Here is a 15,663-nt window from a genome sequence, read left to right as displayed (position 1 = left end):
GGCAACTTGCCTGGTTCGACATGATTGCCATAATTTATGTTTTTTTAGTATTGTCGGCCAGCCGAAACCAAGCCTTTCTGATTAAATGCGGCACTAGTATATGCAAGGGCATTTTTAACCAATGCGAGCGAAGAAACAACAGCCAACGAGCAAAGCCGGTCAGGCTATCCGCGCAGCTACGATGGTGTGGCTTTAGGGCTTGCAAGAAAAGATAGTCCATAACTCGGTTTTTTCCGCGCCCCGCATAGATAGTAGAAGCCTCAATGGCACTATCAGGAATCGGGGTTCCCAATATTTTAGTGGCGTAGCGGAGGGCGTAAAACAAGGGCTTACCCAATCCCAACATTTCTGCTCGATTATGCAGGTTGTCCCAAAAACCCGGATCGTTGCCACTAAACTCGCGGAGAAGCAAATCTATATCGCTCAAATCGCGCAAACCATTTTCAAACTCTCCGCCCCAGAATAAATGGCTGGCGCTATGGAGAACCATATCTTCAGGGGCCAAAACCCAATAATCGGTATCGGTTATCTTAACAGCGGCTTTTAGCAACAACTCGGCATCGGGATATAAATTGCAGGTTTGCGGGAGTATATTGTGATGAATATCCAGCGAAGTCCCACGCTTGATATGCCTAAGTGGCGGCAATTCATGCATCCACCGCTCGTAATAGCGCCGATCATAATTATCCATGGATTCAGGAAGCCATCCATGCCATTTCAAGGCGTCTTTAACCGTTTTCAACTGATATTTAGGCACCAATATGTCGATGTCGCTGAATACGCGTCCCATACCAGCATTCAATCCGGATGCCGAATAAGCGGTGCCTTTCAACAAAATCAACCGAATATTCAAAAGCTTAAAGACCTGCGATAGGTTATATAGTTCCCAATTGACGATGCGTTTTTGAGACAACCAATAAGTCTCAGCTGACTCGAGATGATAAGAAAAATGCTGTGGCGGGTTGAACAATCGAAATTTTTTCCAGAAGAATGCCAGTCTGGACAATACTCCGGCACTCCTCGCTTGCCTTAACAACAGCTCCCAATCGGAATTCGAATCAATACTATCCTTTGCCTTGATCATCAAGTATTCATTCAACAAATCAGGCATCATGCGACTCTCTACCGTACATCATCCAATAATTGCACAAATAAATCAGATGCTTGGTTAAAGTCGCCATCGTAAATGAAATCATACGCCTGACAACTGTTTACCAGACCCACCATGGTTTCAAAACCCTGAGTACCTAGTACACTGTAATTGAATGAAAGGTCCGCCAGCCGCATGAACGCCTCGGCCTTTGCCACCGCGGATAAACTCAAGGATGATTCTGCCTGATATTTCGGAAATACAACCAAGCATGGCAGGGCGGTTTGGTCAGCTTTTGACACAGAGTCGGTGGGTGGCTTCATCAGGCAAACCGATCCTTTCAAAGTATCGTGAACAACAGGACTGAATTGGCAAAATGGAAAAGTATCCGCTACCACCGATATAGATTCGTTTTTCAAACTAACCGGACGCGGAACGGGAACAACATAACCGGTTGCGCGATCCACCAAAGTCAATTCATCAGATAATAGTCGCCAACCGTTGTTGATTAATGCTGCGCACAATGTGCTCTTACCTGACCCCGGCGCACCAGGTAAAATTAATGCTTTACCGTTTCGTTCCACTACGGCGGCGTGAACGATTAGAAACCGGTGTGAGTAGCCGGATATACACCAGTTCAATCCCCATTCAAAAAATGGAAATGCCTGCGCATAAGGCAAAGGCTTGAAAGGAATAAATTGATCAAAGGCAAATAGCACCTGTTTGCGAAAGAAACGTCTTACGCCCACTGGCTGAATTAAGCGAACATAAAAGTCGCAAAAAGTATCTGGGGGCAATATCGCATAGTCAGAGTAAAGCTCGAGGATACCTTGCTGAACTGACGATATAGCAGAATGAATTCTAATTGAAAAAGGACCAATCCTGACGACAAATTGCCCGGACGCTATCAAAGATGAAGTGGAATTAGGTCCGCTCAAAATATTTATATATTTTCAACAACATGAAGGCTCTGCAATACGCCTAACATGCCCGCTAAAGATTGCTGATCAACTCTCTGTAACCCTGCATTAATAGCCATACCTAGCAAGGCTGATTCACAAATCGGTGCTTGGGATTCCATAATCGTCAATAAAATTAAGCTTGCCGCCTCATCTAAACGATGAGTTTCTCCACTACCGTGATGAAATACTACGACCTGCTTATCAAGCAATACTATCTGAACAGGAAAACTTGAGGAAAGAGTCCAAGCCACAAATTAAAGAGGAACCAGACTTCTAAGTAACTCCTTAGCCGCTTCAGAATTAGAAACTAACAAACTCCCGTCATAAAAACTGTTTGCTGAATTAATTCCCAGAAGGTAAAGTTTTTTGATGTCTTCGGCGCTTACATCAGGTATTAAACCTAAGCTAGCGTTGAGATAATCAACACTAGCGGCTCCCCGGATGTCCACACTAGGGCTATAAAACAATGTTTCAAAAAACGTGGTCGCGGCTGATGCCGAACCAAATACGGATGAAAAAGTAGTTGCACTATAAGTTTCAGTGGTCTTTCCTGAGCTATCTACATTGACGCCGGTCTTAGGAAAGTTATTGACTATCAGTTGACACATCTTGATTTGGGCGGGTGTTGAAGCGTTTACCCAACTATTAGCTTTATAATACTTGTAAGTATAGTTAGTGGTATTTTTCGGCCACGATTTATTAACCAAAAAAGGATTGATCCTCGCGGCGATCCAGTCGTTGATATTTGGATGGGTGCCTGACTGAGTATTTACATCAATGGTATCGACATTACCCCTCCAGGCTAAAGCTGTATGCCCGGCCCTACAAACCGACATGTCCTCGGAATGACTTGACACATTGCCTGATTGCACTCCTGAGATAGTACACTGATACACACTGCCTAAAGCTGTCTTACTTGTGAGCGTCATTAAAACTGGCGCGATCACCCCGGCTTTCGCGAAAGATCTTCTGGATTTATCAAGTGATCTACCAACGTTCTGGGATTCTTCTGCAGTACGTTTCTTTTCATCTATTCTGTTCATCTGGAACCCTCTTAAATTAAACTTTGAATTGGTTCGCACTCTAGCAAAATACCTTGTATCTGTCTATTGCACACAGGTACAGATCCAGAATTTGAAAGTCGATCATTTAACTATTTCGAAGAAACGCTTCAAACATCAGCAATGACCAAATCGACGCGCTGTAATCGCGCAACCCGGACTGGTGTTGACTAACCAAATGATGCAAATAAGCCTCATCAAACCAACCGGTACTTTTCAGGGTTTCTCCCAACAATGCCTGCTGAACACGCAGCTTTAACGGCCCTCTAAACCAACTACTCAATGGCACTGCAAACCCCATTTTGGGCCTGTAAAGAATATCACTGGGCAAATAAGGTTCCAACGCTTTCTTAAAAAGATATTTACCTTCTCGCCCATGTAGCTTTAAATCGGGCGGCAAGGTCGCCATCCATTCGACTAGTTTATGATCCAACAGAGGTACTCGCACTTCCAGGGCATGAGCCATACTTGCCCGATCAACTTTAGTCAGAATATCGCCAGCCAGATAAGTTTTTAAATCCAAATATTGCACCATTGACAATGGATGATCAGGGGCTTGCTGACTATACCGACGGAATACTTCAATAGCTTGATAACCCTGCAACTCGCTCTTTAGACTATCGCTAAATAATTGGCTGCGCATGCCGTTGGAGAGTACCGACACACTATGAAAATAACCCGCCATCGAGTCTCTACCAATAGACTCGAGCGTGGTCTTCGCCCTCAATACCTTTGGCGCCCAATCCAGCTTCGGATATACCTTGCCTAAGGTAGAGAACAAAGGCATCCGCAACGCATCAGGCAATAATGCCCTCATCCTCTCTTCATAGGTATGCCAGCGATAGCGCCGGTAGCCAGCCAGATTTTCGTCGCCGCCATCGCCGGACAACACCACCGTCACCTGTTTCTTGGCCAATTCGCAAACCCGGTAAGTAGGTAACGCAGAACTGTCGGCATATGGCTCGTCATACAAACCGGACAATTGATCAATCAAACTAAAGTCTTCGGGATCGACTTGTTCGACTCGGTGTGCGGTGTGGTAACGGTCCGCAATCTGAGCAGCAAATTGCGCTTCGTTAAATTTAGGATCGCCGAAGGAAATCGAACAAGTATTGACCGGATCTTTGGATAGTCCCGCCATCAATGCCACTACGCCACTGGAGTCAACGCCGCCAGACAGAAAGGCCCCCAACGGCACGTCAGCGACCATTCGAATTTTCACGGCTTCTCGCAAGCGCTCGATTAACTCTTCACCGGCTTCGGCTACGTTGCCCGCAGAAGCTGTCTGAAATTTAACGTCCCAATATTGTTTAGGTCGAAAGCCTTTCTGCCCTCGTTTAATCGTTAGACAATATCCGGGCTCAAGCTTATAAACACCTTTATATATGGTTTTTGGATCGGGAATATACCCAAAGCCGAAATAGTCTTCTACCGCAGTAGGGTCAACATTTTTAGGCAGTAAAGGGTGTTGTTTCAATGCTTTCAGTTCGGAACCGAAAATGAACTGACCGTTACTTAATTCGGCATAAAACAGCGGTTTTACACCGAGACGATCTCTGGCCAAAAATAATGTTTGCCGCGGCCTATCCCAAATCCCAAATGCAAACATGCCGCGCAAGCGTTCCACGCAAGACTCACCCCAAGCTTGCCAAGCATAGAGAATGACTTCTGTATCGCAATGAGTCCTGAAGCTAAAGCCCAATGCCTCCAATTCTTCTCGCAATTCCGGAAAATTATAGACTTCGCCGTTATAGGTCAGTACCACATTGCCATCCTGACTATGCATGGGTTGCTGACCGCTGGACAAGTCAATAATGGACAGTCTGCGATGCCCAAACCCCAAACCAGGCTCGGTATGCAAACCGCCTTCGTCTGGCCCCCGGTGAAACTGGGATTCGTTCATCCGCGACAACAAATTGCGGTCTATTTCACTAGCACCTGTAATATCGAAAATACCGACTATGCCGCACATATGAGTTCTCTCTGAATCATTTACTGCTTGTCATAAACTTGCCGATAGCGGTTCACCATGCTATCGATTGAAAATTCCGCCTGAATCCGCTGAAGCGAAGCTTCGCCTAAATGTCGCCGTTTGCCGTCATCCAGCACCAACTCGCGCATTGCAGATGACATGCCCTTTACATCCTCTTTTTCTACCAGACACCCGGTTTTTCCGTCCAGCACCAGCTCGGGGTTGCCGCCGACTCGAGTGGCGATAACCGGCAAACCGCTAGCCATCGCCTCCAATATAGTATTGGAAATACCTTCCGCCTTTGAAGGCAATACGAAAATATCAAGGCTGCGCAAAATTTGGGGAATGTCGTCACGCTCGCCGGGTAACCAGGCTTTATCGATCAGGCTGGCGGTATTTAACAATTCAATCGCTTCTGCTCGCAAAGGCCCGTCACCAATCAAAATCAAACGGGCAATTTGGGCAAATTCCGGAAAGTTTTCACAGGCATCGATAAATGCCCTAACCAGCGTCAATTGATCTTTCACGCCGTGCATGCGTCCAACTGTACCAATCACCAACTTTTGATCCAAATTCAGCGAGCAACCGTCCGGTATTTGTCTAATTCCGGAACGAGGATAAAACGTTTTGGTATCGACGCCGTTACAGATGCGCGTGATTTTATCTGAAGAAATGCCCACTCGATTCAGCAGATAATCCTGTAAATGCTGCGATAAGGGAATGAAGCGATCAATGATTGAACCCAATATGCGCCGCAGCCATTGATACTTGATATTAGTGCCGTCCGGATCGAAAACATCCCAACCATGCTCGCCATGCACCCGGTAAGGCACGCCGGCTAACAACGCGCAAGCCTGATATTCGATTGCCGCTAAATTACGGGTATGCACGATAGCGGGTTGCCATTGTTTCAACAAGCGATAGACTGTATAAAACGATGCCCAATCCTGCCCTGGTCGCTTATGCAACTCATGGACAAGCACATCTTGCCGCTTAATACGTTGGCTAAATTCGGTGCTATCCGCCAAACAGATAATGGCGTGCCGGTAATTGTTTTCCGGCAAATTGTTAATGATATTGACCAGACCGTTCTCCAGCCCGCCAATGCCAAGCCGATAAATGATGTGCACGATTAAGGGCGGCAACTGTCTGGACATTTAAGCAGACTCGCCCTCTAACAATCGGCACAAGCGTTGGCCGTTTTGCTCCCAACTGAAATCGCTTTCTACATAGCGGCGATTGACGTTAGCGGATTCGACCGGCTGCTCCAAAAACCGTAAAACTTGGTTGGCAAAGTCTTCCGGAGCGTCGGCTATCGCCACTTCCAAATTCGCCCCGCCCGGAATGCCTTCCATAGCCGCCGAGGTAGCCACTATCGGCTTGGCCATCGCCATGGCTTCCAGGACTTTGTTTTGAATGCCTCTGGCGATCCGTAAAGGCGCAACGACAACGTCCGCGTAAGCAACATAGGGCCTGACATCGTCAACCCGACCGGTCACAACTACGGCGGGATCTTTATCCGCCAGTTGCAACACTTCTTTGGCAGGCTTGGAACCCACTATGTAAAAATATACGTCAGGCAGGCGGTTTTTAATAATAGGGAACACCTGCTCGGCAAACCATTTGACCGCATCAACATTGGCCCAATAATCCATCGCTCCCGTGAAAACTACAGCCCGCTGCTTGGCCGGGAAGGGCATTTGCCATGACAAATCCGGATCGAACCTATCCGTATCCACTCCGTTGTTTACAAAACCAATTTTGCTTGCCGATTCAGGCGCCAACGTTTTGAACAAACCTGCTTCTTGTTCGGATACGAATATTGTCGCATCGGCCCTACCGGCGATACGGCGCTCATAAGTCAACAATTTCTCGGCTTCTCGCCGATAGATCCAACTTGCGGGCCAATGCTTACTAAGCGCATATTGCCGCCACTTGTCGGAATCGACATCGACAAAATCGGCCACCCAGTGCAAGTTTGTATATTTCTCAACATATTGCGCCATTGGCGACGAAAAGATCATTACCCGCTCGATACCCTGTTCGTGGATAGTCTTATCTACCCATTCCTGCAATTCGCGGTTACGGTAATACGGCAAACTCAAGGCTTCTCCATTCAGCAAGCCTATCAAACTTTTAATTTTACCTATCTTCGGATTTAATTCGATACAGCGAGTATCTGCACAGAAAGACTTTAAGGCGTCGATATGTTGCTTATCATCAGGGTCATCGATAAAGGTACCGAGGAATATCCGGTATTCGACCGCCAAAGCGAGCAAAAAATGAAAAGAACGAATTTTATCGCCCTTATTAGGTGGATAAGGAATACGATGGACTAAGTAAAGTAATTTAGGCTTTTCCATTAGCCTAAGTCCTTGGCAAGCCAAGGGCCGACCAGCTGACTAACCGGCAAAGGCAAGCGCTTCCAAGCCGCAATAAACAAGCGGTATTTAGGATTGAGCGGATTGATTTCGGGTATTTGTTTCGCTTTAACCAAATCAACCTCGTAATAGAGAGGTTCCGGTTCGAAACCCCAGTGCTTTTTAAAGCGATAAGAGCCTGTGCCAACTTTACTGCGACCGTAATCGAAAACCCGGCATCCCTTTTCCACCGCACGCCGCATCACTTCCCAATACATGAAATCGTTGCCTTTCAAATCACGGGCCGCGTCGGTGCCGCCGCCGTAATAAGGCAAAACCTCGTCCTTAAAATAAAAACTCATCACACTGGCGACCAGCTGACTTTCGTGCTCTATCGTTAGCACCTCGCAACGCTCGCCGAATACATCCTGCAAAATTTGAAAATATTTTTTCGGAAATACCGGAGTGCCCAGGTTCCTGACACTTTCAGAATAGGCGCGGTATAGACGTTCGACATTGTCGTCTATGACACTTGTAAGACCGGCTTTGATGCCAGCCCGCACCATAGCCCGCTGCTTGCGTGGGATTGCATTTAGATTTTTTTCAACGTCTGGATCGAGTTCTTTTCTAAACGTGACATAGAGTTCTTTATGCGGCCAATCAGGATGCTTCTGTTGCCGATTTCTCATTTCCAGACTATCCACGCCCAATTCCCTGGCCAGTTCTTGGGCTTTGGTTTGCAACGCTGCGAAGGCTTCATCATTGCTCGCGACAATTCCGCCATAAACACAAAACGCGTTTGACACCAAAGAATTGCCAAATAACAAGCTATTGACATGGGTCAAAGGCAAAATACCGGTGATTTCGCCACCTTGTTCTGCGTAGAAATAGTAAGTATCGTGGCCGAAGGCTTGTTTAATTACCTGCTGCCAAGCTGATAAATGAAAAAAGCTGCCATCGGCCGCAGCCATGACATAGTGATCCCAACGCTCTCTTTGGGCTGGCTCAAGTAATTTGATCATGACTAACTATGATGATTTGTCTGTTTGTTTGCTTAGAAACACATTCTGCATGGTGTCCCAAGCAAAATCGGACAGTAAACTGTTAAGGCGATTTTGCATTCGACCCAGATTCAAATAATGTCTGAAACGAGTTTTAAACGATAGATCATGTTGCCGCGGCTGTTCAGGATCTATTTCCCAAGGGTGAAAATAAAAAATTCCAGACTGATTTTCGTGTTTATTGAGGTGGCTGTAAGCCCACTTCGAAAACTGATAGGGATACAATCGAAAAAATCCACCGCCACCGCAGGGGACATTACGATCCAGGATTTTCAAAGTAGTAATCGGTATTTCTAAAAGTTTGGGTGCGTTATCCGGCCTGTAGGCGAAGCGGGGAGCGCTCGGCATACCGTATAAATCGTGTTTTACGGGATATATACTGGAACTGTACTGAAAGCCCTCGTCTTCCAATACCTGAAGCGCCCAGAGATTCTTAGCGCCTATCGAATAGCTAGCGGCGCGATAACCCACAATTGGCTCACCGCCGATGTCTTCGAGAATCTGCCGGCTAATTCTAAGATCTTCCCGGAACTGTTCCGGTGTTTGTTCGGTTACGCGGGTATGTTGATAACCGTGCGAAGCGAGTTCGTGCCCTTCATCGACAATCCGCCGAACCAGCTGCGGATAACGTTCGGCTACCCAGCCCAAGGTAAAAAAAGTGGCTTTTACCTGATGTTGCTCAAATAAATCCAAAATCCTCTGGGTATTCTGTTCTACCCGGTGCGGCAGAGCATCCCACTGACTACGCTGAATATTCGCCTCAAAAGCCGAGACCTGAAAATAATCCTCGACATCGACCGTCATGGCATTAACCCGTACAGGCAAATTCATATAGCCTTACCCTGCCAACTCATAACGACGCACAATTTCATCGACGATGCGACCAGCGGCTTTACCATCCCAATATTCCGGGACTCGGCCACTTTTACCACCAGTGAGCAAAATATCATCAACGCATTGCATGATTTTAGCCCGATCAGTTCCCACAATAGTATTAGTACCCTCGGTGATCGTGATCGGCCTTTCGGTATTTTCCCGCAAAGTCACACAAGGTACACCCAATGCGGTGGTTTCTTCCTGTAAACCACCGGAGTCAGTCAAAACCAATTGGGCGGATTGCATCAAACCGAGCATTTCCAAATATGCCACCGGAGGCAACATAATCACCCTCTGTTGCGGCAATATTTGCAGCAAACCCGCTTCCACAATTTTTTGCTGTGTACGTGGGTGGACCGGAAATATCACCGGGAGTTTTTCACTGATATCCCCTACCACCCGAACCAAGCGCGCCAGTGTTTCGGGGTCGTCAACATTAGAAGGCCTGTGTAGCGTTAACAAGGCATAAGCTTTTTCCGAAACAACCTGCTTAGAACCGTATCGCAGCAATGTTTCCGCCAAAGAAGAGGCTTGTTGGCAGTTAGCCAGAAGCGTGTCGATCATCACATTACCGGTAAAGCATATCCGCTGTTCGGCAATACCTTCCTTAATCAAATTGTCCGCCGCCGCACGTTCCGTGGTGAATAGCAGGTCTGAGATTTGGTCTGTCAAAATCCGGTTAATCTCTTCCGGCATTTGCCGATCATAACTTCTCAAACCGGCTTCAACATGGATCAATGGAATATTTTTTTTAACTGCGACCAACCCGCAGGCGATGGTTGAATTGACATCACCCACTACCAACACGGCAAAAGGCTTAACCTCATCCAAAACCGGCTCAAACCGCAACATGACATTTGCAGTCTGCATTGCATGACTGCCGGATCCAACACCCAAATCTTTGTCAGGTTCAGGAATACCGAGCTGTTGGAAAAAAGTATCTTTCATGGCTTGGTCGTAATGCTGACCGGTATGCACCAAATAAGGTGTCACCAAATGCCTAACTGCTTGTAACTGCCTAATAATTGGCGCCATTTTCATGAAATTAGGTCGCGCGCCAACCACGCAAACCAAGACTTTAGGGAACATTTTTGTTAATCCAGGGAGGTTGTTGTATCGCTGTAAACTGCATCCATATCCAATTGCAGCAAAATAGCTTTTCTAAGCAGCGCTTTTTCTTTATTCAGACTGTTTCTAAGATTGGTGACAAGATCTTCGAGTCTGGCAATCCGATGCTCGAGAGACTCTGAATCAGCACCACTGAAACGATGTAACGGAGGCATGGAACTCTCATACTCCTCGTCAGCAACCTCGAGCAACATTTCTTCCTTAACCTCGACGATAACTTTAGTTACTGCCTGTTCGTCCAACAGCTTCAACTCTTCCAAATAACCGAACAACAGCAGACGGTCACACAAGGAATTAATGCGTCTAGGAATACCTCCACTAAACTCGTGAATAGCCTCAAAAACACTTGGCGTAAACTCAGGAGTCCCAGACCAACCAGCAGTTTGCAACCTAAAAAGTATATATTCTTTGGTCTCTTCCAAATCCAACGGATCAAGCTGAAATGTAGAGACAATGCGCTGCTTTAGCTGCTCCATATCCGCAGAGTAAATGGTGCGTTTCAATTCGGGTTGCCCAATCAAAAACACCTGAAAAACAGGATTGCCATTAACATCCAAATTGGTAAGCATACGCAATTCTTCCAAGGATTGTTTTGGCAAATTCTGAGCTTCATCGACGATTAAAAGCAATCGCCTTCCTTCTCTGGCTTTTTCAGCGATAAACTTTTCAAACCCAGATAATAAACTGGCCTTATCCGTCAGAGAAAATGAAAAACCAAATGTCGATGCCGCCATCCTCAAGGTGTCTTCGGGACCCACTTGAGAAGTCATCATCACCCCAATTAACAACTTCTCTTTGTTCAAATTTTTTATCAAACTCTTTACCAGCATAGTTTTACCCGTGCCAGGCGAGCCTATAACGAGAACAAAGCCCTCACCCTGCGTCAAGCCGTAATGCATATAAGCTAAAGCACGTTTATGTACAGAGCTTTGGAAAAAAAAATCTGGATCAGCGCTAAGCTGAAAAGGCTTTTGGGTGAGATTATAAAATCCGTCGTACATGTATTTTCTGTTTAGAATCGTACGTTAAAATTAGCTGTCGCCCGGTTCTCAACATAACCATCAAATTGAGAGGAATTAGATATTTGATTGATATGTCGAAACTCGAGCCTGGTATCCATTAATAAAGGCCGTCCCAGATTAATTGGAACGCCCCTACTTACACCCAAAGCGACATCATATCGAGAATTACTGGACAATTCGCCATCCGTATGTTGCCAAGAAGGACGTAGATAAAGGTCCATTCTCGGAGTAAACTGCCATTGCCAACTGCCCGTAACGCCGTATGACATGTCCTCTCCTGAACGAGCTTCGTATGTTCTACGTTCATTAAATACCGAAGCGGTATAACTGCTCTTACCGGTTTGGTAGGAAAAAGAAAGGTTTCCACGCTTTCTAATAATCACGTCATTTACCAAATCAAACGGATTCAAAACTAGCTGGGTATTGTTAAAATTGGGCCCTGGAATCAACGACGATCGTCCGGTAACAGGATCAGTCGGACCAGGGATTAGAATTCCCCGTGAAACTAAATCTTGAGTATTTACCACCTGAGTTAAACTGCCCGAAGCATCCCGAAGGAAAAAACCCTGCTCGGCGAACAATTGTTGCAGCGTCGTTGTCTCTTGGGAATAATTAAATCCAATAGTCAGCTGCTTAGCTCGATAGTTAAAATTTGCATCCCAAGAATCGCCAGTGTTTAACCCAACATCTTTATTACGATACGTAATGGTCGAACTAAGATTTTCCGATGGATTAAATTGCAACGTAGCATGCTTGTTATTACCGATACCAACCTCAAGTGAATACCACTTGCTTGGCGTCCATTGCCCGCCAACCGTATAAAAAAAACCATTACTTATGCTGTTCGTCGAGGTTTGAAAATCGTTATTTTCAAACCCTACCTGTCCAAAAAGGTTGAATTTATTATTGATATAATATCGGGCATTACCTTGGTATTGTTCAAATCGAACATCTTGTCCGGCAGCCCTACTTTGCTCTTGGGACGAATAGTTCAATCCCCAGTTAACTCTATTAAAGTAACTGCCGCTGGACAATCTAGCCTGACGCGTAATAGTATCTGAATCAGACACTAAACTAGACAACTGCGGTGTGACTGAAGACCCATTCAAATTCTCAAAGGAAGATTTACTATAACCGACTTTAGCTAAACCCGTTGCAAACTGGCCAAAACGAGGTGTCCAATAGGGTGAAACACTAAATGTCTTTACTTCAGTCCGACCACCGTTCCCAGAAATATTATCGGTCGTAACAAACGAATTACTAATATTTTGTTGACTAATTGAACTTGCAGTTTCCAGAAAAAGAGTGTTACGAACGGCTTGATACAAAGAATTCATATTAAGCTGATGATTTATATCTATAGCATCTCTACCACCCGCATTATAGAGACCTTGCATACGATAATTTAAATTGAAATTACTCCAAGGAGAATCTCCATACAACGAAACTCCAGGACTAATCTCAGTTACAAAGCCACTTTTTTTGTTATTTTCAGAAAGCGTCAAATTATCAGAAAATATTTCACTCGCCGATAAACTTGGACTAAATCTCCAATCAAGCGCTTTCGCAGCGCTAGAATGTAAAACCATGCCTACACTTAAACCAGAAAGCAAAGTGGCTAGAGATAAACCGGAAAGACGATTACTGTCACAAATGTCCATATTTCCCATAACTATAATTGTGACCGTATATATCTATCTCTTTTCTTGTTTTGTTCAGAAGGGTCATAACAACATCGCAATTACTAAGCTTCGCAACCGACTCATTAACCACGCTCTGAGGGGTTACTTCCGCCGCGATCACCAGCACTACTTGACCTACAAGTTCTGCAAGTATTTGGGCCTGAGTAGCAACTAACAACGGAGGCGAATCAAAAATAACAATTCGATCTTTGTATCGCCGACTCACTTCTTCCGCAAACAAATACATCCGTTGACTTGATAACAACTCTGTCGAGTATTTATGTCTTTTACCCGCCGTAATTAAACTAAGATTTGGAAGATCTGTTTTTAGTAAAATATCCGAAAAAGTGACTTTATCATCTTCTAGATACTCTATTAAGCCACGAGGGCTATTAATCCCCAATTGTTTTGATATACTTGGCTTTTCTACATCGGCATCTATAAGCAAAACTTTTTTATCTCTTTCGTTAGCGATGCTCAAAGCCAAGTTAATTGAAACGAATGTTTTACCTTCCCCAGGCAAACTGCTGCAAATAAGAATTAAATTAGAACGATTAATACCATTATTTTCCGCGCCCTGTATATTGTTTACCAAAGGTCTCTTAATAACCCTAAACTCTTCAGCTAGCTGAGACTTTGCATTATTATTATCTATAAAACCATTTTCAGCCAAACCAACCCAATCAACAACAACTTGTTGCTCGGGCGAAAATGCGCGGGAAGATTCTCGCAACCCAACCGATTCTAAATTGCTTTCGCTGACACCCAGATCAGGTTTACTTGTGATAGCCGACTCTTGACTATTATTTTCCACAACTAACCCTTGGCTCCCTGCCTTTTTCAGCGCATTCTCTATAATGCTCATATGCTTACCTGTTTAATACCACTTTACTTTAGTATCTCAAATATCATGATACCGATATAGCCACTTAGCAGTATTGCAAAAGTCGAAATAAGTAACCAGTCAATATTATTAGTCTGACTTATGCCCTGTGAGGTAAGAGACACACTACCTAAGGATGGTAGCCCGGTCACAATCCTTACTTGTCTTGTTGACATGAACACTGGTCGTATAAAATAAACCAAAAACGCGACACCGAATCCTAAAATCACCCCAACCAAAAGTGCGAAAGAGTAAAATAATTTTCTATTAGGGGAACTAGGTTTGTTGGGCTTACTAGGGGGATCAGCAATTTTGAATTTCAAACGAGATGTCTGGTCGTCAACGCGTTCGGTAATGTGAGCCTGTTCACGCCGATCAAGTAACTCAGCGTACTTACCGCTTATCGTTTCATAGTCCCGGTTAAGATTTTTCATTTCCGTTTCTATGGTCAATCTTTCATTCAAGCCTTCTTCAAGTTTTGCTATCCTGTTTCGAATTGATTCAACTAAAGTTTGACTAGAAGCAACTTCAGCCTGAGCATTGTCAAAACCCATTTTTAACGCCTGAACGTAGGGATTCGCCATTTTCTCTGCCCCAATACTTTCGGAAAGACCTTCCTGTATATCTCCGCTTGCTTGTGTCTGACTCGCCTTAGTTTGATTCTCTTGAGTTTTCAGCGTCTCAATCAACTTATCAATTTCAATTATTTCTGGATGGCGCTCGGTATATTTCAGCAACAATTCAGTGCGCTTATCTTTCAGCGATTCTATCCTTGCATTATCTGCAGATACTTCCTGAGTGGATGTAGGTAGCCCCCAGTCTTCTTCAGACTCTTGGATCTCAGCAACCTGCTCCGCTAATACATTTCGTCGAGAAATAGCTTGATCTAGAGCCGTGTTGGCATCTAAATACTGTTCCTTCATTTTCTGCAAACTCTGAAATTGATCTGAGCCGTTGAGTAAATCTATGTTTGCGCGCTTGAATTCTTCTTTTGCTTTTTCAGCATCTTGCAGCCTAATCTCGTATTCTCGTATCTGCTGTTCGATGAAACGTTGCGCATCACTTGCGTCAGCCAATGCCTTCCCCTCAGTTTGTTCTGAAAACACGGTAAGAACAGCCTGGACCACACTCTTCGCAACTTCAGGATCTTGGGAAGTATACGCAATATCGAATATATCTCCTCTGCCTCCGGCAATTGTTATGTCTTTCTTGAGTTTCTCAATCAATTCCGTAGCAGATCCTGAGCTATCCTGCGATCTACTTAGTTGAGATAGCGCAACAATTTTTTCCAGATTAGGTCTCGTAAACATTAGCTGCTGAATTATTCTGATCAGCGCAGATATATCAGGCTCTATAACCATCCCTCTCATGAGAGGTCTAATCACTGTGGCTGAATCAATATGAACTTTGGCTTTAGATTCAAATTTATCGGGCATCATAAAAATGTACGCCCAAGCAGCTGAACAGACAACCAAAGCGAAAACGATGGCGAGGCGCTTGTACTTTAAAGTACCTTTCAAATAAAAATAAACTTCGGAAAGATCTTGCTGCATATTAACTAGCCGT

General features: G+C 44.8%; 14 protein-coding genes. All 14 read right to left on the bottom strand.

Annotation, left to right across the window (positions count from 1 at the left end):
• Window positions 1–34: 34 nt before the first annotated feature.
• Window positions 35–1,114, bottom strand: a complete 1,080-nt coding sequence (locus tag ACR64Q_RS03765) for a nucleotidyltransferase domain-containing protein (protein WP_026603769.1) — start codon at window positions 1,112–1,114, stop codon at window positions 35–37.
• 8 nt (window positions 1,115–1,122) lie between these two features.
• The gene (locus ACR64Q_RS03760) at window positions 1,123–2,028 is read right to left on the bottom strand and encodes an HprK-related kinase A (protein ID WP_231499651.1); all 906 of its coding nucleotides are present in this window, start codon (window positions 2,026–2,028) and stop codon (window positions 1,123–1,125) included.
• Between the two features lie 5 nt (window positions 2,029–2,033).
• Window positions 2,034–2,261 carry a hypothetical protein gene (locus ACR64Q_RS03755; RefSeq protein WP_155931174.1) on the bottom strand — a complete coding sequence of 76 codons (228 nt, stop codon included), beginning with the start codon at window positions 2,259–2,261 and terminating at the stop codon, window positions 2,034–2,036.
• A 45-nt stretch (window positions 2,262–2,306) separates the two neighbouring features.
• A complete protein-coding gene (locus ACR64Q_RS03750) occupies window positions 2,307–3,095 on the bottom strand; it encodes a hypothetical protein (RefSeq protein WP_026603767.1) in 789 nt (262 codons plus the stop codon).
• Window positions 3,096–3,201: 106 nt separating this feature from the next.
• The gene (locus tag ACR64Q_RS03745) at window positions 3,202–5,085 is read right to left on the bottom strand and encodes an XrtA/PEP-CTERM system amidotransferase (RefSeq protein ID WP_026603766.1); all 1,884 of its coding nucleotides are present in this window, start codon (window positions 5,083–5,085) and stop codon (window positions 3,202–3,204) included.
• Between the two features lie 20 nt (window positions 5,086–5,105).
• On the bottom strand, window positions 5,106–6,242 hold the full coding sequence (locus ACR64Q_RS03740) for a TIGR03088 family PEP-CTERM/XrtA system glycosyltransferase (protein ID WP_026603765.1): 1,137 nt from the start codon (window positions 6,240–6,242) through the stop codon (window positions 5,106–5,108).
• Entirely contained in the window at window positions 6,243–7,448 is a 1,206-nt protein-coding gene (locus tag ACR64Q_RS03735; RefSeq protein ID WP_313733627.1) for a TIGR03087 family PEP-CTERM/XrtA system glycosyltransferase, read from the bottom strand.
• Window positions 7,448–8,467 carry a FemAB family XrtA/PEP-CTERM system-associated protein gene (locus tag ACR64Q_RS03730; RefSeq protein WP_026603763.1) on the bottom strand — a complete coding sequence of 340 codons (1,020 nt, stop codon included), beginning with the start codon at window positions 8,465–8,467 and terminating at the stop codon, window positions 7,448–7,450. The genes ACR64Q_RS03735 and ACR64Q_RS03730 overlap by 1 nt, the downstream gene beginning before the upstream one ends.
• 6 nt (window positions 8,468–8,473) lie before the next feature.
• Entirely contained in the window at window positions 8,474–9,337 is an 864-nt protein-coding gene (locus ACR64Q_RS03725) for an XrtA system polysaccharide deacetylase (protein ID WP_313733626.1), read from the bottom strand.
• 6 nt (window positions 9,338–9,343) lie between these two features.
• Window positions 9,344–10,471 carry a non-hydrolyzing UDP-N-acetylglucosamine 2-epimerase gene (wecB, locus tag ACR64Q_RS03720; protein WP_036276299.1) on the bottom strand — a complete coding sequence of 376 codons (1,128 nt, stop codon included), beginning with the start codon at window positions 10,469–10,471 and terminating at the stop codon, window positions 9,344–9,346.
• A gap of 5 nt (window positions 10,472–10,476) precedes the next feature.
• Window positions 10,477–11,511, bottom strand: a complete 1,035-nt coding sequence (locus tag ACR64Q_RS03715; RefSeq protein ID WP_026603760.1) for an XrtA/PEP-CTERM system-associated ATPase — start codon at window positions 11,509–11,511, stop codon at window positions 10,477–10,479.
• A gap of 11 nt (window positions 11,512–11,522) precedes the next feature.
• Window positions 11,523–13,193 (bottom strand): TIGR03016 family PEP-CTERM system-associated outer membrane protein, encoded by a 1,671-nt coding sequence (locus ACR64Q_RS03710; protein ID WP_483823271.1) that lies wholly within the window; start codon window positions 13,191–13,193, stop codon window positions 11,523–11,525.
• Window positions 13,180–14,079, bottom strand: a complete 900-nt coding sequence (locus ACR64Q_RS03705; RefSeq protein ID WP_026603758.1) for an XrtA-associated tyrosine autokinase — start codon at window positions 14,077–14,079, stop codon at window positions 13,180–13,182. The genes ACR64Q_RS03710 and ACR64Q_RS03705 overlap by 14 nt, the downstream gene beginning before the upstream one ends.
• Window positions 14,080–14,102: 23 nt before the next feature.
• Complete coding sequence (locus ACR64Q_RS03700) at window positions 14,103–15,650, bottom strand: XrtA system polysaccharide chain length determinant (RefSeq protein WP_026603757.1); 1,548 nt, start codon at window positions 15,648–15,650, stop codon at window positions 14,103–14,105.
• Window positions 15,651–15,663 lie beyond the last annotated feature (13 nt).

Source organism: Methylomonas sp. 2F7, assembly GCF_057126975.1.
The sequence above is the reverse complement of the archived record's forward strand: the minus strand, read 5'-3'. Positions and strand labels throughout refer to the sequence as shown.